We start from the raw sequence: 18,585 nt of genomic DNA on the forward strand, positions 1-18,585 counted from the left end.
TCGATCAGCTATTGTGGTCGGCGTCTTCGCGCTTGGTCGCGAGCCGCTTGACAGCGGTCACAGCCGCATGCGCAGCCACCGCGGCGCCGACGGCGCCGGCCGCCACCATGCCGATCTGATCGGCGTTCTTCTCGATGCCGAACTGCTTAATGTTGGTGAGACGGTCGTAGAACGAGCCCTTGTCCCAGAAGCCGTCCTCCGAGCAGCCGATGCAGCCATGACCCGACTGGATCGGGAAGGACACGCCGCCGTTCCAGCGCACGGTCGAGCAGGCGTTGTAGGTGGTCGGCCCCTTGCAGCCCATCTTGTAGAGGCAATAGCCCTTGCGCGCGGCCTCATCGTCCCACTCCTCGACGAACTGCCCCGCGTCGAAATGCGGGCGCCGGTAGCACTTGTCATGAATGCGCTGCGAGTAGAACATCTTCGGTCGGCCCTGGCGATCGAGCTCGGGCAGCTTGCCGAAGGTGGTGATGAAGGTGACGACGCCGGTCATCACCTCGGCGATCGGGGGGCATCCCGGCACCTTGATGATGGGCTTGTTGGTGATCACCTTGTCGATCGGAGTTGCCTGTGTCGGATTGGGCTTTGCCGCCTGCACGCAGCCCCAGGAGGCGCAGGCGCCCCAGGCGATGATTGCCATCGCGTCCTCGGCCATCATCTTCAGCTTCTCGACGAACGGCTTGCCGCCGTCGATGCAGAACATCCCGCCTTCATTCAGCGGCGGATTGCCTTCCACCGCGAGGATATACTGGCCTTTGTGCTTGGCGCGGGTCTCCTCGAGGATGGCTTCGGCCTGGTGGCCCGCAGCCGCCATGATGGTGTCGTCGTAGTCGAGCGAGATCATCGACAGCACCACATCCTTGACCAGCGGATGCGCGGAGCGGATGAAGCTCTCCGAACAGCAGGTGCATTCGAGGCCGTGCATCCAGATCACGGGCACGCGCGGCTTAGTCTCGAGCGCGTTCGCGATGCGGCTCGCCGCCAGCGGTCCGAGGCCGAGGCTTGTCGCCGTCAAGCTGCAGAATATATGAAAGCGCCGACGCGTGATGCCTTGCCGCCTGATCACCTGTAAAACGTTTCCGTCGCCGCGCCCATGAATCCTCCCGCCTTCGGCTTTGACTTTTCGATGACGCGAAGGGTAGCAAGAAGCAGGCCAACAGCCTGGAGAGATTCAAAAGCGGAGGGATTCCATAACGTTGCGAATTTGAACCACTTTCATGAACGGTACGCGAGGACGCTGCCAACACGAGAAGCAGAAACAATTCGATTTGCAGCCGGCAACGAAGTTTCCGGTCAATGCGCGGTGCACACCATGCAGGGATCGAACGAGCGCACGATGTGCTGGATCGCAACCGCACGCGGGCCTGCGTCGCCGACATCAGTGCCGACCAGCGCCTGCTCCAGCTGGCCGCCGACGTCGAAGGAATCGCGCGGCGAGAAATTCCAGGTGGTCGGCGATGATCTAGTAGCGCTCGATCTTGCCGTCGCGCACCGCCATCCAGTGCCCGAAGCCGCGGGCGGCCTCGACCAACCCGACATAGCTTCTGTCGGGGAGCTCGCGCGATTTGTCGCAGAACGGCCCCGACAGCCGCAGCGCGCGCGTCCGCTGCTCCATGGCAAGCGCGATGGGCGCGGTCTCGATCAGCCGTGCGATCACGCGGCTGCGCACGTTGGTGCCGTCCCGCGCGACCAGATCCGTGATCGGTGCCTGGCCCGCCACCGTCTGGCGCGCGATGGCACCGACCCCGATCGGCTGGCCCGACAGCCGCGGCGCCTTGCACCAGCTATAGGCCGCCGGCTTGTCGGGATCTGCGACTGTGCTGCTATGGGCGGGATCCGCAAAGGAATCCCGCATCCAGGCATGCGAGACGACCTCCGTGGTTTGCGTCAGCGGCAGCGGTTCGACGATTGCGCGCTGGCTGAACAGGCCGCGCGGAAACAACTCGCCGTCGATACCATCATAGCCGCCGTAGCTCATCATCAGCCCCGTGACCCGACCGAGCTCAGTCAATGCCAGACTGTCCGCAAGCCGCAAGAAATGCGCGAAGTCGCCGCCACGGCCCTCGCGCCAGCCGTCCAGCTCGTCGGCGGTTGCGATCGCCAGCACGTTCTCCAGCGAATCCGCGAAGACGATACGCTCGAGGAAACCTCGAAACGCCGTCGTGATCGACAAGAGCCGGATCCGCTCGCCGAGATCGATGGCGCGCTGGTGCCGCCGGGCTGGAACGCCATGCTGTGGGGCCATTTTCCGGCATGATCCCATGGTCTCGAGCAGCCGCGCCCGCGCCGGCAAGGCACCGCGCTGCCGCGGGTGGCGGCAAAGCGCTCGCGCGCCTCCTCGTGCCAGCCATGGGCGTCATAGGACTCGCGGGCAAAGTCCGGCATAAAGAAGATGTAGAAATGGGTCAGATGGTCGGCCGCGTTCCCCGCGGCATGGGCGATGTTGGTGGCGAGCAACCCGTTGGGCGCCGCCTCGATCGACATGGCGCGCGCAGGGCGGCCGCAGCCGCGACAGATTGCGAGACCGAACAGATGCCGCAGATCCACGGTGCCAGCGCCAGCGCATCGAGCGGCGGCCGACCTTCCAGGATCTGCTCGAAACCTCGGTAGAGCGGCGCCGTCACCTCGGCGCGCATGACGCGGCCACTCTCGACATCGAGGTGGACTTCGAGATCGCCCTCGATGCGGTTGAACGGGCCGATCGTGATCCGCGTCATGGCTTGCCCTTCGTCGTCGCGCGACCCGGCGGCACGACCACATGGTCGGCGGTCGCGTTAAGCCGCACGCGGCGCGGCGTCGCGGACTTCGACAACGCGGCGAGCGCGACGAACCACGCCTTCGGCATGTCGGTCGGAAGCCCGACCGGAATGCCCGCGAGCTTGGCGGTCTCCAGAAAGTTCTGCGCCCCTTCGAAGCCCGGCGACGTGCAGGCGATGCAGGTATAGCCGCCCTTGGTGCAGGAGCCGCCACCGTTCCAGGAGCGCTGGTTGCAGTCGCCGACCGCCTGCGTCGCTTGCAGCCCAGATGCTCCATCAGGCAGGCGCTCTCCGACATGGTCTCGGCGCTGGCCTTGAACTCGTAGAACTCGTTGCGCGAGCAGCCGTGGTGGCGGCAAGGTCCTTGGTGGTCAGTGCCAGGATGGTTTCCATCATCCAGCCCGGATGCGGCGCGCAACCCGCGACGTTGATGACGGGAAGACCGAGCCGCGAGCGGAAGTTCGCGCCGAGCGCATCGCCGCTGTCGGCCCCTTCGAATTGCAAGCCGACCGATCGCGAAATGCTCGCATCATAGATAGCCAGCAGGACGGCCCGCGCGCCTACATCGAGCCATCGGGAAAGGCGGATCGTCCGGCGGCGCAACGGGCGATGCCTCGGCCATCACGCTTCCCGGCGGCGTATCGGGCGATGCGACCCGCGGCGCCTCAGCTTCGACAGCCGGACGATTGGCTTCCCGAACGAGGGATCCCGACCCCTCGTCATGGGCGTCACACGGCCAGGGAACGCGTCGCGCAAGCGCTGCAAGGCTTGGGGGACGCGACCGGTCCATCCAACGGAGCGCAAGCCTGGCGTAATGCTTTCGCGACGTCCGGACTACGCGATTGAGCTTCGCGATCCGAAAGGATGGGCTCTTGTCGGATCCTGCCGCACCCGAGCGGAGCTTGGCTCTATGGACGGTCGAGAGACTTAATCTCAGCCCCCAGCAGCGCAGGAAGTCGGGTTGCCAACTTTGCATTCTGCTTTCTTGGACTTAGTTCAGTTGCTTCGGCTGTACCGGAGTTGAAACTCATTGGCCGACTGGCATCCCCCCTGGCCGAGAGGATCCGTACCTGTACATCTCTCGGCTTCGCCACATAGGGCGACGACGTCACCAGAACATCAGCGCCAGCCTGCGCATAGGCTGCGGCATTGCCGGCGTTGATGCCACCGGCGGCTGCTTTGAGTCCAGCCGACAAGTCGGAGAGCACCGGCGCACGCCAGACCCCTCGTTCTGAGTGAGCCATCCGCGTGCCCAGCTCGAAGGGACGCGCGGGGGGCCGGCCTCTGTGCGGCGATGAGCCTTCTGTAAGGGCCCAACGCTGGCCAGTCTCCCAAGGCGTACGGATGGGACGACTTACGAAAGGCTCACGAGCTCGGCGCGTGCAGCTGGGACACGTCAACATCACGCGGAGCTGCCGAGTTGCTTCCTCGAGCAACCAGACGGATCACAGCGTAGGAAAGCGTTCGCACCGGCCTTGCAGATCCAAATACTGCGCAATTATCGGACAATCGGTGTGGTGAAATCCGTCGAAAGGCGCGCTCGAACGCGGGATTTGAGCGTCAAAACGCGACGCGGAGCTATCGCCAAATTTTGGTGACGGCCGGGGCCGGTCAGGCGGCGGCGGTTGTGGGCTGACGGTCGGTCGGCTTTGCGATGACCTCGATCCCGTTGTTGAATGTCACACCGAGAACGAGTTTTGGCAACTGGTTATGACCGTCGAGACGGCGCCAGCCTTTTTGGGCGCCCTCGATCAGTTTGAAGACCATCGCGAGCGCAGTCCTGTTGGACAGACAGCCCTTCGATCGGATCGTGCGATGGCGCACGGTGGCGAAGGTGCTTTCAATGGGGTTGGTGGTCCGTAAGTGTTTCCAATGCTCGGCCGGGAAGTCGTAGAATGCCAGCAGCGTATCCCGATCCTTGGCCAGGCAGTCGGCCGCCTTGTCGTATTTCAACGCGTAGCTCTCGATGAATGCCTCGAACGCCAGTTCGGCGGCGGCCTTGGTTTCGGCCATCCAGATCTCCTGCAACGCGCGTTTGGCTTTCGGCTGCTGGCTCTTCGGTAACTTGGCGAGCACGTTGGCGGTCTTGTGCACCCAGCAGCGCTGCTCGCGCGTTTTCGGCCAGACCTCGCCGGCCGCCTTCCAGAACCCGAGTGCGCCATCGGCGATGACGAGCCGCGGGGGCACGTCGAGCCCGCGCCGCTTCAGGTCGAGCAGCAGATCACGCCAGTCGTGCGCGCTCTCGCGGGCGCCATCGGTGAAGCCGACCAGTTCCTTGCGGCCTTCCGGCGTCGCGCCGATCAGCACCAGGATGCACTGCTTTTCGTCCTCGAGGCGGGCTTCGAGATGGATGCCGTCGGCCCAGATGTAGACGTAGCGTTTCGCCGACAGATCGCGCTTCTGCCACGCGGCGTGCTCGTCGAACCAGCCGTCCTTCAGGCGGCCGATGGCGGATGCCGACAACCCGGCAGCATCCTTGCCGATCAGCGCCGCCAGCGCCTCGGAGAAATCGCCGGTCGAGATACCCTTCAGATAAAGGATCGGCAGCAGCGTCTCGATCGACTTCGACCGGCGCATGTAGGGCGGCAGGATCGACGGTGAGAACCGGATGCGGCCGGGATCGCCGGCGGCGGCCGTGCGGTCGCGCGCACGCGGCTGGCGGACGGTGACCGGACCGATACCGGTCATCACCTCGCGTTCCGGCAGGTGACCGTGGCGGACGACGCGCTGCTGACCGTCCTGGGTCTTTAAATCGGCATGCTTGTCGAGGAAGTCCGCGACCTCGGCCTCGACCGCCTTGGCAAGCAGCGCACGGGCTCCATTGCGTAAGATTTCGGTGAGTTGATCGTCGAAGAATCCTGGCTGAATCAGTCTGGTGACGTTATCGTTGGGCACGGCATATCGCTCCTTTGGTGGAGAAGTGGAGGCGTCAAGCACCCCCACGATATGCCGCCTTCCCGATTCCCGCCGTCACCAACTTTCGGCGATAGCTCCGCGACGCGTTGCATTTATCAATATCGACATCTCGTTACGGTACAGCATCGAACGCAGCACACGAGCCGGTTGTTGCGTAGTCCCAATTAGCGGTGTTCGCTGCCTCCTGCCAAGCTTGGTATACGTTTGCGAAAATCCACTCATCAAATAGGTTTCTGTTCATTTGGAGTTCGCCTTGGGGCGCTTCTACTTTCACCTACGTGCCGGCGACGAGATTACGCTGGATGAGGAAGGAACAGAGCTACCAGATTTATCTGCCGCTGAGGGTGAGGCCGTATTAGCCGCGCGCGAGCTTCTAGTCGAAGCGATCAAGAGAGGTACACCAGACATGTCGGTGGTTTTGGTCATCGCAGATGAGGTGGGGCGACCGCTCGGTACCGTACCCCTCGCAACCGTTCTGCCGAGGCTCCTAAAGAAGTAGGGCCCCTCAGTTGGCGGTCTGAGCATCATCCCGATAGTGTTGCCGGTCCCGAGGATCCTTATTGCAGATTTATCGGCTTGCCATACGGCAGCGCAGCTATCCAAACTGCTGGATGATGGTCCGACCAACAGCAGCTCGCTCGAGCGAGCGCTGGATCGCGCGCAAGGCTATTTCTTCAGGCGAACGCCCCTTCAATCTCCGATTCGTGATGGCCCGTTTCGCGTCTAGGTACCCCTGCACGACACGTGGAAACAGATCTTCCTTTTAAGGTCGCACGATCAGCCTTGTATCTCGTCTATCCGACCGGCATTCCCGCGGACACGGCTGGCTATCGACGACGTTTAGGCGTCTCGCACCGCCGGATTAGCCAGGGCTGAAGATCAAATAGAGCAGGATCACGGCCACGACGACTGTCGAGCCGATCGACGTGGCGAGAGCCCATACTTGCGTCGGCATCGGACGGCCTCTCCCGATGAAGCTAACGAAGAGACCGCTGGCGCTGGACAGCGATCTCTTGGACCCGCCTGAAGGCGTCTTCGAGATGAAGCCCTTACCCGGGGTCCGCCATAATCAAACGCCGGACTCGCCGCCCTGTGAAGTCAAAAACGATTCGAAGGCCAATGGAACAATTGTGACGTTGCGAGCGCGACACACCTAACGAGCTAGGCCAGCACCGGTGGAGAGTTCTTCCTCGGGCGGAAGCCAACCAATTTGGTATAGAAATGAGCGACAGTGCCTGGCGCACAAGCCGGCGGCTGAATTGTGGGCTATTTCACAATGCTGACATCTGAAGTGAGCTAGATAAGCGTTCGCCAAGGGCCAAATATCGAGTTGCCGGGCAGCAGATGGAACGCAAGCTATCATCTTTGGAGCGGCAGGCTGCCGACGCTCTCCGTCGTGCAAGAAGGTTACCTATTGGCGCGGACCGCAACGACTTACGGCAACTTGCCCGAGGGCTTCTTAGACTGCACCGCAATGGCATGGATGCGTTGATGAACGAACGTAGCGGCAATTGGTTAGAAAAGCCGGTGCTAACTGCCGTATCGCAATGACTCGATGTATCAAACGCCGACATGAGACCGTCGGCTTGAAATGATTGATCCCGACTGAGGCGCTTGCGAAGCCGCAATTGGGATGGTCAAATTGAAAGTGAAAAGCGCGAGCGCAGCCGAGTTTTATCCGTTCCCAAGCGATCAAGGCCATCTCCGGTCACGCGTGATACTGCGCGCATATCCTAACTACGGCTAACCTATTCCGGACCACCGCCTGCGTAGTTTTGTGAGGGGGAACGTGAATTGACTTGGGTCGATATTGCCTACTGCTTAAGTGCACTAGCGTTGTGTCGACTTCGAGGAGGTTCCAATGCGCACTGTGGCTTTGACTATTTTGATGATGGGTATGGTTATGGCAGCAGGGCAAGCCCGGGCTCAGACCTATGATTTTTTGCCTGCACCTGCTGGGCAGGATAGCTACTGCTTGCAAGGACGCATATGGGGTTATCCCGGCAATTGCCAATTCTCCAGCTACGCCCAACGCATGGCTACCGCGAGCGGTACTAACGCCTATCGCGGGGTCAATCCCCAGTATGCGTTCGCGCGCCAGCGGCGCGGCGCCTATCGGGACCTACACTGAGCGGCAGTCAAGCGATATCGCAGCAAGTATTAGCAGTGTGATGAGATTACAGCGCGAATGAATCGAGAAGCTCTTGAAGAGTGCTGTCGGCGCATTAGCGAAGGAGCTCGCATGCGGAGGAAGTCAGCGCAAACGCCAGATTGTGTTGTGCGATTGGCGCGCGCGAAGGACGGCATCGATCTCCACAAAGTCCGTGGTGGACCTGAGCTGCCGAGCGTCGACGCAAGTCCTTGCGCCCATGACGAAACACTTTCTGGATGAGCTCCAGAACGTTCAATCCGCGTCTGGTTACACTGCCGCGGTCGAGCTCGGCGCGTGTTTCCAGAAGCCGTCCGGGTCGAAAAAGATCATCGGCGTGAAATCGGCAGCCGTCTTGGCATACTAGTTCTGTTCCGCATCCTCGAACACCTCGCGGAGAGTGCCACCGCCGCCTTGCGCGCAAACGATACCGGCTCCGCGATTGGGTAATGAGCGCCTCTTCCCGGATGCAATTCTGGAATTACTTGTTATATGCGGTCGCAAAGGGCTGGCGCCGCCGTTACAGTAGCATCGAAATCAAGTAGCCGCGATCAAATCTTGTACGTCAAACGGGGGCGAAGCGGCTGTCGACGGACAGGCCTACAGCGTCGCACGTCACGCGCGCTTCTTCGGCTTCGTCTTCTGCTGCATATAGGACCGCAGCACCGCGTTGACGGCGCTGATAGCCTTCGCCCTCACGCCTGAAGAACTCGAGCACGTCCTCATCGACGCGATGGAGATCGCCTTCTTCGGCGGAATCACGAGCACGGCATCCGACCAACCGACGTCCATGAACTCCTGCCAGTCGGGATCATTCTTGATCGCCGCTTCGATCTCCTCGTTGGTCGGCGCCGCATCCGCATCAGCACGCCTCCAGTCAGTCTTGCCTTCCGGCGATCACCCCATTTTCGCCGCACGATCATTGGATCAAACCATCTCTGCCACCTACTCGTGTCCGTACGTTTGTTTCGTGAAGAACCGATGATTTTGAGAGTGTGACCTATGCAATCGCCCGAACCAAACTGGAGAAGAGGTTCGCCGGCCGCCTCAGGCTGTAATGATCGCGCAGCGTTGTGCCCGTGTAGTCGTGACGGAACAGGCCGCGCTTTCGTAGAATGGGCACAACCTGCTCGGCGAAGATGTCGAATCCACCGGGCAGCCAGAGCGGCATGACGTTGAAACCATCGGCTGCCCCATTCTCGAACCAGGTCTGACCAGGGACATCTCGACGATGCCGAACAGGAGCGCGTTGCCATCAGGCTCGGCAAGTTGGTGCCGCATCCGACCGTCGGGGCGGTCAAGGGTACGTCCTCGATCCTGGAGCGGGACTCGGGCCGGGGCGGTGGCCGCGCCGACCAATGGCATACGGATGTCACGTTCGTCGACGCCTATCCGAAAATCTCGGTGCTGCGCGGCGTGGTGATTCCACCCTACGGCGGCGATACCGTCTGGTCGAACACGGCGGCCGCCTATCTCGACCTGCCGGTGCCGCTGCGCAAGCTCGCCGACGAACTGTGGGCATTCACAGCAACGCCTATGACTATGCCATGCCGTCCTCGAGGCACTGGAGCGGCGCTTCATGCGGTGGAAGGCGCCGATGACGGCGTGAGATCTGGAATCAGGCGCCGCCCGGACGTTCCGAGCGGTGGCCTGCGTCACCACGCTGTTCGGCGGCACATCCTTCGTCAGCCAGACGTTGCTGCTGATGGTCGATCCGCGGCCGATCGTGATGCGGCCGAGGATGGTCGCGCCGGCGTAGATCCGACGTCGTTCTCCACGATCGGATGGCGGTTGTCGCCCCTGATCACATTGCCCTGTCCTCCGTCGGAAAGCGGCGCCTCGAGCTGACCGCCTGATAGATGCAGACATTGTCGCCGATAATGGCCGATCACGACCCCGGTGGAAGAAGCCGGAGCCGAAGCCGATGCCCGGGTGAATATCTATGCCGATCCGCTTGGCTCAATTGAAAACACATGAATTTTGGGTGCTATGTCAGCGATCGATGACATTTATATATGTCATCGAACGCTGACATTTTCGAATTGTCAACGAACGTCGACTTATGCTAAAGTAAGCGAACGTTGACATTTGGAAATCTCATGCTTATACGCACCCCGGCCGAACTCGGCGCCGTCCTTCGCGACCGGCGCAAGAAGCTCAAACTCGATCAATCGACCTTTGCCAAGAGCATTGGCGTCAGCCGCCAATGGGTGATCGAGGTTGAGCACGGTCACGCGCGCGCTGAGCTCGGGCTGATCCTTCGCGCCCTTGACGCCCTGGACATTCGCCTGGATGCGGGCACCGACCAAGCGCCCGCCCGCGGGACCACCAGGCCAGCCGTCGATATCAACGCCATTGTGGCCAAGGCCAGGAAGAAAAAGGCATGACGAGCGAACTTGTTGCTCTGCTAGATGGTCAGGAAATCGGCCGCGTGCGCAATGACGCCCGCGGCCGGCTCACTTTTGTCTATGACAGGGGCTGGCGCCAGGCCGAGGGAGCCCATCCGCTGTCGCTGTCCATGCCGCTCGCGGCCGAAGAGCACGGACCTTCCGCCGTGCAGGCATTCCTCTGGGGACTCCTGCCCGACAACGAGCGCGTGCTCGAACGGTGGGCCAGGAGATTTCAGGTGTCCGCGCGCAACGTGTTTGCCCTTATTTCCCATGTCGGCGAGGACTGCGCGGGTGCCGTTCAGTTCGTCACGCCCGATCGGCTGGAGGCGTTGCGAAACGGTGCTGACGACAAGGTCGAATGGCTTGACGAAACGGCGATCGCCAAACGTCTGCAGACCTTACACGAGGATCACGCCGCCTGGCGGTTGCCGCGCGATACTGGACAATTCAGCCTTGCGGGAGCCCAACCCAAAACCGCGTTGCTTCTACAAAAGGGCAGGTGGGGAATTCCCTCTGGGCGGATTCCGACGACGCATATCCTCAAACCGCCGACCGGCCATTTCGATGGACACGCGGAAAATGAACATATCTGCCTCATACTTGCGCGCAATCTCGGTCTGCCCGTCGCCGACACTCAGGTGATGCATTTCGGAAAGGAAATCGCCATCGTCATCGAGCGCTACGACCGGCAGTTCAGTGGCAACGAGATCGTCCGTGTCCATCAGGAAGATATCTGCCAGGCGCTCGGCATCCTGCCGACCATGAAGTATCAAAACGATGGCGGACCAAGCCCTGCCGATGTGATCGAGCTTTTGCGCACCTACTCCACGGATCGCGTCGCCGACGTTGACACGTTTGTCGAGGCGCTAGGCTTCAATTGGCTGATTGCGGGTACGGATGCTCATGCCAAGAATTATTCGCTGCTGCTGGCCGGAGGCCCTCACGTACGGCTCGCCCCGCTTTACGACATCGCCAGCATTCTTCCCTACGATGACGTCGATCTGCAGAAGATCAAACTCGCGATGAAAATCGGCGGTGATTACAAGCTCAGCCAGATTAATTTGCGCGATTGGCAGAAGTTCGCGCGCGAAACGCGCCTTGATCCTGACAAGGTGATCGCCGGACTCATTTCCATGGCCGAGCAGCTTCCGGATATTGTAGCCACCGTACGGAAGCAAGCGCAGAAAGACGGATTGGACAATGCCATCATCGGGCGTCTCGCCGAGCACCTGATCGCAAGAGCCGGGCAATGCCGTCGACTGCTCGGTGAGGCATAGTTTCCGGCGACGGCCGCCAGCAGCATCATGCTGATCGGCAGCATGGTGCCGATCAGCATGATCGACATGTCGTTGTCGACGCCAATGATGATCATCATCGGCAGCACCAGCATCAGCACCACGGTGATCGGCATCCCGATATAGATGTCGACGTCGACGATGTCAGTGGGGCTCGCGATCCGTGGCAGCCGCGTAGTCGCTGCGGGTAGCATCACCTCGCGGCATTCCTATCAGGGCTCCGGCAAACAGCGATTACTCCTCCGCGGGCTTTTCTAATTCGGCGGGGCGTTTTGGCCCTCATTTTTTGGCACGAACCCTAGGCGAGTATGCAGTCATGACTATCCATTTTGACGAGAGTTCACGCCGCCGCGCGGACGCGTGCCCGCGAAGCAGGCACGACCAGGTTTTCGATAGACGATCTTCCCACAATTGACCGAGCAAAGTTCAGAGAAACCTGCCACCCGCGCGCTATATTGGTGAATTCGGAGATCAGCATTTTGGAAGGCCGCGGGAAGCGTCCGCGGCCTTCTGCTTCGAAAGAGCGATCAGCTCATCGTCGGCATTACGAATTCGGCTCCAGCGCGGATCCCGGTCGGCCACCTTGTCGTGATCGTCTTGAGCTTGGTGTAGAAGCGGACGCCCTCGGGACCATGCATGTGGTGATCTCCGAAGAGGGACGCTTTCCACCCACCGAAAGAGTGGAACGCCATCGGCACCGGGATCGGAACGTTAATGCCAACCATTCCGACCTGAATTTGATGGGCAAACTCGCGCGCCGCGTCACCATCCCTGGTGAAGATGGCGGTGCCGTTGCCAAATTCGTTCTTGTTGATCATCTCCGCTGCATCATCATAGGACTTGGCGCGTGCCACGGCGAGGACGGGACCGAAGATTTCTTCCCTGTAAATTTTCATGTTGGTCGTGACGCGATCAAACAGACTTCCACCGATGAAATATCCCTTCTCGTAGCCCTGACGCCGAAAGTCGCGTCCGTCGACAATCAACTTTGCACCCTCTTCGACGCCGGCGTCGATGTAGCCTCGGACCTTGTCGAGATGTGGCTTCGTCACCAACGGACCCATCTCGGCGTCGGGATCAGTGCCAGGACCGATGTTCAGGGCGCGGACCTTGGGCGCCAGCTTTTCGATCAGCCGTTCGGCCGTGGTATCCCCGATCGGCACGGCCACCGAAATCGCCATGCAGCGTTCGCCGGCGGACCCATAGGCTGCGCCCATCAGCGCGTCGACCGCCTGGTCCATATCGGCGTCCGGCATGACGATCATGTGGTTCTTGGCGCCGCCGAGGGCCTGACAGCGCTTGCCGTGACGCGTGGCGGTCTCATAGATATAGCGGGCAATCGGAGTCGAGCCGACAAAGCTCACCGCGACGATATCCGGATCGGTCAGGATGGCATCGACCGCCTCCTTGTCACCGTGCACGACGTTGAAGACGCCGTCCGGCAGCCCAGCCTCCTTTAGCCATTGCGCGAGGACGAGCGAGGCCGAGGGATCGCGTTCCGACGGCTTGAGGATGAAAGTATTGCCGCAGGCGAGTGCGACCGGAAACATCCACATCGGGACCATCGCCGGAAAATTGAAGGGCGTGATACCGGCGACGACTCCGAGCGGCTGGCGCAAAGAGTGACTGTCGACCCGCGTGCCGACGTTCTCGGTGACCTCTCCCTTGAGAAGCTGCGGTGCACCGGTCGCGAACTCGACGACCTCCATGCCACGCTGGATTTCGCCCTTGGCATCCGAGAGCACCTTGCCGTGCTCGGCGGTGATGACTTCGGCAAGCTGATCGATCCGCTCTTCGATGATCCGTAGAAAGCGGTTGAGAATGCGCGCGCGCCGAAGCGGAGGGGTGTTCGCCCAGGCCGGGAAGGCTTTCCGGGCCGCCGTCACTGCCAGTTGGAGATCTTGCGCCGAAGCGAGTCCAAGCGTTCCGGACTGCTCGCCGGTCGCCGGATTGTAGACGGGTGAAGTGCGGGTGCCCTGGCTCGGCACCAACTCGCCATTGATGAAATTCAGAATAGTCGCGGGCATCGGTCCTCTCCTCCATACGAAGCTTGATCAAGGTCGATATGAAGCGCATAAAAATGCATATCAACGACCGAATTTGCGGCTTCGTTGTGCAGAAAGTGTAGTCAATGGATTGGGAGCGGGTCCGGATATTCCTCGAGGTTGCGCGCGCGGGGCAAATTCTGAAGGCCTCAAAGAACCTGCGCCTGAATCATGCAACGGTCGCTCGCCAGCTCACGGCGCTGGAGCGCAGTCTGAAAACCAAATTGCTCGAAAGGCACACGTCAGGCTGCACCTTGACGGCGTCCGGCGAGGCCCTGCTCGCTGCGGCCGAGCGCGCAGAAAGCGAATTTCTTAAAGTGGGGTCCAGCATCGGAGCGGCGAGCGAGGCGATCACCGGTACGGTGCGGGTCGGCGCGCCGGACGGACTTGGCAACTATTTCCTGGCCGATCGTCTGGGCGCGCTGGCAGCAAACCACCCCGGGCTGGTGATTCAGCTCGTCCCGCTTCCACGGACCTTCTCCTTGTCGAGGCGAGAGGCCGACATCGCAATCACGCTGGAGCGGCCCAAGCAGGGGCGGCTCATCCTGTCAAAATTGACTGATTACACGCTCAGCGTCTACGCGGCGGACACTTACCTTGCACGGGAGGGGCCGGTCAAAACTCAGGCCGAACTTGAGGGGCGGTTGTTCGTCACGCATGTTGAGGATTTCGTCTACAGCCGCGCTTTGGACTACGCATCGGCTCTTGGCCGTCTCATGTCGCGACGCTACGAATGCGGAAGCGTCGTTGCACAGATGGAGGCAGTGCGAGCTGGCCACGGCCTTGGCATTCTTCATGATTACGCTGCCCGGCGTTACCCCGAGCTGACGCGTCTGCTTCCTGACCTCCGCTTCGTTCGAAACTACTGGCTCACCTCGCATCCCGACACGCACGAAACGCGGAGAGTTCAGGAGGTCCATCGCTTCATCGCCGCCTCGGTGAAGGCGGCTAGGTCATCTTTCGAGGCGGGTTGAGCGCCGTCTCTGGTCGCTCGGGTGGTGCTTCTGGGGGCGCTCCCGATCCGGCGCATTCAATGAACGCCCGCAGTGCGGATGACACGAACGCATCCTTCCGATGGATAAAGACGGTTGTCGCTTTGCCGGTGCCATTCGGCAGCGAATGAATTCGGATCAAGCCCTGCCGTTCGGCCTGCTCGGCCACAACACGCGGAATCAGCGAGATGCCGACCGAGGCCGCGACACAGCCGATGATACCGTCAAGCGTTCCCATCTCCATCCAGCGCAGGTCGACGAAGCCACGATGCGCCAAATATTCCGACAAACGCTGCCGGTAGGAGCAGCCTGCGCGGAAAACGATCACCTTCCGGCCGCTTCCACTTGCCAGGAACTTGTTGAGATGTTGAGCGGACGTCACCATCGGTGACGTGATCAGGACCAACTCCTCCTGCACGATCGTTTTGCAGGCGAGTTCGCCATGTGTGATGGGCGCGGAGACGAAGGCTCCATCCAGTTTCCGCGAAATGACGTTGTCGACCAGAATCGCCGTAGGGCCCGTCTCGATCTGAACGTCGACGTCGGGATAGGCGATCGCGTAGTGGGTCAGCAGGGGTGGCAAACGTAAGGCGGCCGTCGTCTCCATCGAACCGATGCGCAGTTCGCCGCTCGGGAAGGCCTCGTCCTTGAGCGCACGATGGGCCTCTGCCAAAAGCTCGCTGATCCGATTGGCGTAAGGAAGCAACCTGCTCCCCATCGAGGTGAGCGTAACACCTTTCTTGGACCGGTGAAAAAGCTGGACACCGAGTTGGACCTCGAGAGCCCGAATCCGCTGCGTCACGTTGGACTGCACCGTGTGGAGGTCGTTTGCCGCGCGGCCGATCCCGCCCGCCATCGCCACCGCCGTAAAGAAATTGAGATCGGTGCTATCCATAGGGTCATCTCCCATAATGATGACCTTCATCAAAAGTAATCACTTTCCCGTTGTCAATGACTGATCTAGCCTTTCCATCGAAAAGGCGGATTGCGCCAGAGCAAAGGACGACAACATGGCTATCAAGACGAGATTGACCGACTTTTTCGGGCTCGAGCACCCGATCGTCCTGGCACCGATGGACCCAGCCTCCGGGGGCGAACTGGCCTCAGCGGTTTCCGCGGCCGGGGCCTTGGGCATGCTGGGCGGCGGTTATGCAAATCGGACCTGGTTCGAAGAGCAGTCGGCCAAGGTGAGCCGCCCAGACGTAGGTTGCGGTTTCATAACCTGGGCGCTGGCGAACGATCCGGGTTTGCTCGATCTGGCCCTACAGCGGCATAACAAGGCGATCATGTTGTCGTTCTCCGATCCCGCGCCGTTTGCACCGAAAGTCAAGCGGGCGGGCGTTCCGCTGATCTGTCAGGTACAAACACTTGAACATGCGAAGAGGGCGATCGATGTCGGGGCCGACGTCGTTATCGCGCAAGGCACCGAAGCAGGTGGCCATGGACTAACGGCGCGCTCGACGATGCCGTTCGTTCCGGCGGTCGCCGACCTGATCTCACAAAGAGCTTCTCGTGTTCTCTTGCTTGCCGCAGGTGGCATTGCCGACGGGCGGGGCGTTGCTGCGGCGCTGATGCTTGGTGCCGACGGCGCGCTGATGGGAACGCGCTTCTGGGCCACACAGGAATCGGTCATCCATCGTAACGCAAAGGAAAAGGTAGTGACGGCCACCGGGGACGAAACGATCCGGACCCGTGTCTATGACGTCGTTCGCAAGAAGGCTTGGCCCGCGGAATACACTGGCCGACTGATGAAGAATGGCTTCATCGAGAAGTGGCACGGCCGAGAAGACGAGTTGCGCAATCTCCAGGAGGCGGAGCTGCAGCGCGTCGAAAAGGCGTGGGTCTCGGGCGACTACGACACGGCCAATGTCACAGTTGGAGAGGGCATCGGCCTGATCAGGGACATTCCGACTGCTGGTGAGCTGGTGAAGCGCATTTCGGCGGAAGCAAGCGCATGTCTTTTGCGATACGCGCCTGCGCAAACTTCGATCGCGGCCTAAGCAAGTCGCCCATTTTCTACGTATTGCCGGGTGGAGACAGCGCGTGCGCTATGGCGCACGCGCCTTGGAAATCACTTGCCCAAAAGGCGAAGGAGATGTTGATGAGCGAACCTAAAGCTGATGCCCGGGCTCCGGGTATCTGGACCGTCGTGCTTGCCTCCAGCGCAGGCACGGTCATAGAGTGGTACGACTTCTATCTGTACGGCAGCCTTGCCGTATTTTTTTCGACTCTTTTCTACCCTTCAAACGACCCCACCGCAGCCCTCCTCGTCAGTGTCGCTACATTTGCAACCGGATTCGTGGTTCGTCCGTTCGGCGCCCTCCTGTTCGGCAGCCTCGGCGACCGGTTGGGGCGCAAGCACACGTTCCTTCTCACCTTGATCTTGATGGGCATTTCGACCACGCTGGTCGGATTCCTCCCGACATATGCGAGCATCGGGTTCGCCGCGCCCATCGCGCTCGTCGTACTGCGCCTCGTCCAGGGGTTGGCGATCGGCGGAGAGTACGGCGGCGCCGCAATTTACGTGGCTGAGCATGCTCCGGCAAATCGTCGCGGCTTCTTCACGAGCTTCATTCAAACCACCGCGACCGTCGGCTTCTTCGTCGCGATACTCGTCGTGCTCGCGTGTCGGCTGTCGCTTGGCGAAGAGGCATTCCGCGCATGGGGATGGCGCATTCCGTTTCTGTTGTCCGCCCTTCTCCTCGTGCTTTCGATCTATCTTCGCCTCAAACTAAGCGAGTCGCCGATTTTCGAGCAGATGCGTCAAGCCGGTAAGGTTTCTCGCGCGCCCGTCCGGGAGAGCTTCGGCACGGGGCAGGGCCTGCGCTATTCGCTCTATGCCCTTTTCGGCGCAACAGCTGGGCTGGGTTGCGTATGGTACACGGGACAGTTCTACGCACTGTACTTCCTACAGAGCGTCCTCAAAATGGACTTCCTAACCGCGAACCTCTGCGTCGCCGTCGCCTTGGCGATCGGAACACCATTGATCGTCGTGATTGGCGCTCTTTCAGACCGCATCGGACGCCGTCCGCTGATAGTTACCGGACTATTGCTTGCTGCAGCCCTCTACATTCCGATCTACACGGGAATTGCGACGGCCGCAGCGGCTCACAACTACATCGTCGTCACGGCTCTTATCCTGGCGCAACTCATCTTTGTTGCGCTCGTCTATGGGCCGAATGCCGCGTTCCTCGTCGAGCTCTTCCCTGCGCGGCTACGATATACCTCGCTGTCACTCCCGTATCATATCGGAACGGGGATATTCGGCGGCTTCGTTCCGCTGATTGGCCTGTCGCTCGTCAGCTACACAGGCAACATTTACGCGGGTCTGATCTATCCCATCGCAATCGCGGTTTTGACCGCGATGGTCAATGTCCTGTGCCTGCCCAGGCCGGCCGCAACCGAACCCTCAGGCGAGCTCGGCGCCGCGCCTGCGGCCGGTCGGCAGGTCGCCTGAAATACGGCAACACGAATGGCGCTCTGACTCGCGAATTCGTGCAACACACCTTGCACGAACTCGCAGCGAGAATTCGCCTCCGACGTGGTATGGTGCCCCATAACATCCTCGTCAACTTTATAGCGCCGGCTAATTTCGCCACCAACATTGGCAGGGTGCAATGCAGGATGCGGCTGTGGAGGCCGTGTTCGCGCGCAATTCGTTGTTGGGCCGCGCCGCCGAAACGGATGAAATCTCCAGCGTAGCACTCTTTCTCGCGTCAGACGCTTCGAGTTATATGGCTGGCACGCAGATTCTGGGTCGATGGTGGAGAGTGCCTCATCGGAGCCTCATGATCCGAGGTGGGCGGCACGATGGCGCTTATCGACATTGCGCCATCCGGCTCTTTCCGCAGGGCGTGTTGCCAACCCTGTACAGAGCGTGTCATTGCAATGAGGGCTCTTCCGACCAAGGGCGAGTAGCTTGCACGGCGAAGCAAGAACCCCTGACGGCAAGGAGTCTTGGGCTCTGTGTTTCGGCATGGAATAAGGACCCCGTTTTCGGGGTGATCGGCATCCAATCGGGGCTCTGACGCATATTCGATGA

13 protein-coding genes and 5 pseudogenes are annotated in these 18,585 nt (G+C 60.9%); 9 read left to right on the plus strand and 9 right to left on the minus strand.

Annotated features, from left to right (window positions below; genetic code table 11):
• Nucleotides 1–4: 4 nt before the first annotated feature.
• The 5 genes and pseudogenes from AB7245_RS07990 to AB7245_RS08010 form a co-directional block, all read right to left on the minus strand.
• A pseudogene (locus AB7245_RS07990) lies at nt 5–1,095 on the minus strand (hydrogenase small subunit).
• Between the two features lie 198 nt (nt 1,096–1,293).
• Nucleotides 1,294–2,717, minus strand: a pseudogene (locus AB7245_RS07995) (nickel-dependent hydrogenase large subunit).
• Nucleotides 2,714–3,269, minus strand: a pseudogene (locus tag AB7245_RS08000) (HupU protein); the annotation flags it as partial. The pseudogenes AB7245_RS08000 and AB7245_RS07995, both read right to left, overlap by 4 nt.
• Before the next feature lie 539 nt (nt 3,270–3,808).
• Nucleotides 3,809–3,934: pseudogene (locus tag AB7245_RS08005) on the minus strand (ModD protein); the annotation flags it as partial.
• A 433-nt stretch (nt 3,935–4,367) separates the two neighbouring features.
• On the minus strand, nt 4,368–5,651 hold the full coding sequence (locus AB7245_RS08010) for an IS256 family transposase (RefSeq protein ID WP_439034083.1): 1,284 nt from the start codon (nt 5,649–5,651) through the stop codon (nt 4,368–4,370).
• 274 nt (nt 5,652–5,925) lie between these two features.
• Between AB7245_RS08010 and AB7245_RS08015 the strand changes: the two genes are divergently transcribed.
• On the plus strand, nt 5,926–6,171 hold the full coding sequence (locus AB7245_RS08015; RefSeq protein WP_439034152.1) for a DUF6894 family protein: 246 nt from the start codon (nt 5,926–5,928) through the stop codon (nt 6,169–6,171).
• A gap of 1,362 nt (nt 6,172–7,533) precedes the next feature.
• The gene (locus AB7245_RS08020; protein WP_439034153.1) at nt 7,534–7,803 is read left to right on the plus strand and encodes a DUF3551 domain-containing protein; all 270 of its coding nucleotides are present in this window, start codon (nt 7,534–7,536) and stop codon (nt 7,801–7,803) included.
• A gap of 633 nt (nt 7,804–8,436) precedes the next feature.
• On the opposite strand, the gene AB7245_RS08025 is transcribed toward AB7245_RS08020, so the two are convergent.
• Nucleotides 8,437–8,613 (minus strand): hypothetical protein, encoded by a 177-nt coding sequence (locus AB7245_RS08025; protein ID WP_439034154.1) that lies wholly within the window; start codon nt 8,611–8,613, stop codon nt 8,437–8,439.
• Between the two features lie 208 nt (nt 8,614–8,821).
• A pseudogene (locus AB7245_RS08030) lies at nt 8,822–9,034 on the minus strand (LLM class flavin-dependent oxidoreductase); the annotation flags it as partial.
• A gap of 59 nt (nt 9,035–9,093) precedes the next feature.
• Between AB7245_RS08030 and AB7245_RS08035 the strand changes: the two are divergent.
• From AB7245_RS08035 to AB7245_RS08045, 3 genes are all read left to right on the plus strand, one after another.
• Nucleotides 9,094–9,669 (plus strand): TauD/TfdA dioxygenase family protein, encoded by a 576-nt coding sequence (locus tag AB7245_RS08035; protein ID WP_439035722.1) that lies wholly within the window; start codon nt 9,094–9,096, stop codon nt 9,667–9,669.
• Nucleotides 9,670–9,920: 251 nt separating this feature from the next.
• Entirely contained in the window at nt 9,921–10,208 is a 288-nt protein-coding gene (locus tag AB7245_RS08040; RefSeq protein ID WP_439034155.1) for a helix-turn-helix domain-containing protein, read from the plus strand.
• Complete coding sequence (locus AB7245_RS08045; RefSeq protein WP_439034156.1) at nt 10,205–11,488, plus strand: type II toxin-antitoxin system HipA family toxin; 1,284 nt, start codon at nt 10,205–10,207, stop codon at nt 11,486–11,488. Before AB7245_RS08040 ends, AB7245_RS08045 begins: the two co-directional genes overlap by 4 nt.
• Nucleotides 11,489–12,033: 545 nt before the next feature.
• Here AB7245_RS08045 and AB7245_RS08050 read toward each other — a convergent pair.
• The gene (locus AB7245_RS08050; RefSeq protein WP_439034157.1) at nt 12,034–13,533 is read right to left on the minus strand and encodes a CoA-acylating methylmalonate-semialdehyde dehydrogenase; all 1,500 of its coding nucleotides are present in this window, start codon (nt 13,531–13,533) and stop codon (nt 12,034–12,036) included.
• A gap of 104 nt (nt 13,534–13,637) precedes the next feature.
• Between AB7245_RS08050 and AB7245_RS08055 the strand changes: the two genes are divergently transcribed.
• Nucleotides 13,638–14,525, plus strand: coding sequence for a LysR family transcriptional regulator (locus AB7245_RS08055; RefSeq protein ID WP_439034158.1), 888 nt, complete (start codon nt 13,638–13,640; stop codon nt 14,523–14,525).
• Here the strand turns inward: AB7245_RS08055 and AB7245_RS08060 are convergent.
• Nucleotides 14,500–15,468, minus strand: coding sequence for a LysR substrate-binding domain-containing protein (locus tag AB7245_RS08060; protein WP_439034159.1), 969 nt, complete (start codon nt 15,466–15,468; stop codon nt 14,500–14,502). The two genes, AB7245_RS08055 and AB7245_RS08060, sit on opposite strands and share 26 nt — an antisense overlap.
• Nucleotides 15,469–15,553: 85 nt before the next feature.
• Between AB7245_RS08060 and AB7245_RS08065 the strand changes: the two genes are divergently transcribed.
• The 3 genes from AB7245_RS08065 to AB7245_RS08075 all read left to right on the plus strand — a co-directional run bounded on the left by AB7245_RS08065 (nt 15,554) and on the right by AB7245_RS08075 (nt 18,571).
• Nucleotides 15,554–16,543 (plus strand): NAD(P)H-dependent flavin oxidoreductase, encoded by a 990-nt coding sequence (locus tag AB7245_RS08065; RefSeq protein WP_439034160.1) that lies wholly within the window; start codon nt 15,554–15,556, stop codon nt 16,541–16,543.
• Between the two features lie 101 nt (nt 16,544–16,644).
• Entirely contained in the window at nt 16,645–18,000 is a 1,356-nt protein-coding gene (locus AB7245_RS08070) for an MFS transporter (protein ID WP_439034161.1), read from the plus strand.
• 160 nt (nt 18,001–18,160) lie between these two features.
• Nucleotides 18,161–18,571, plus strand: coding sequence for an SDR family oxidoreductase (locus tag AB7245_RS08075; RefSeq protein WP_439034162.1), 411 nt, complete (start codon nt 18,161–18,163; stop codon nt 18,569–18,571).
• The last annotated feature ends 14 nt before the right edge of the window (nt 18,572–18,585 follow it).

Origin of the sequence: Bradyrhizobium sp. 604_D8_N2_3 (assembly GCF_051810765.1) — a bacterium.
GTDB classification, from domain to species: domain Bacteria; phylum Pseudomonadota; class Alphaproteobacteria; order Rhizobiales; family Xanthobacteraceae; genus Bradyrhizobium; species Bradyrhizobium barranii.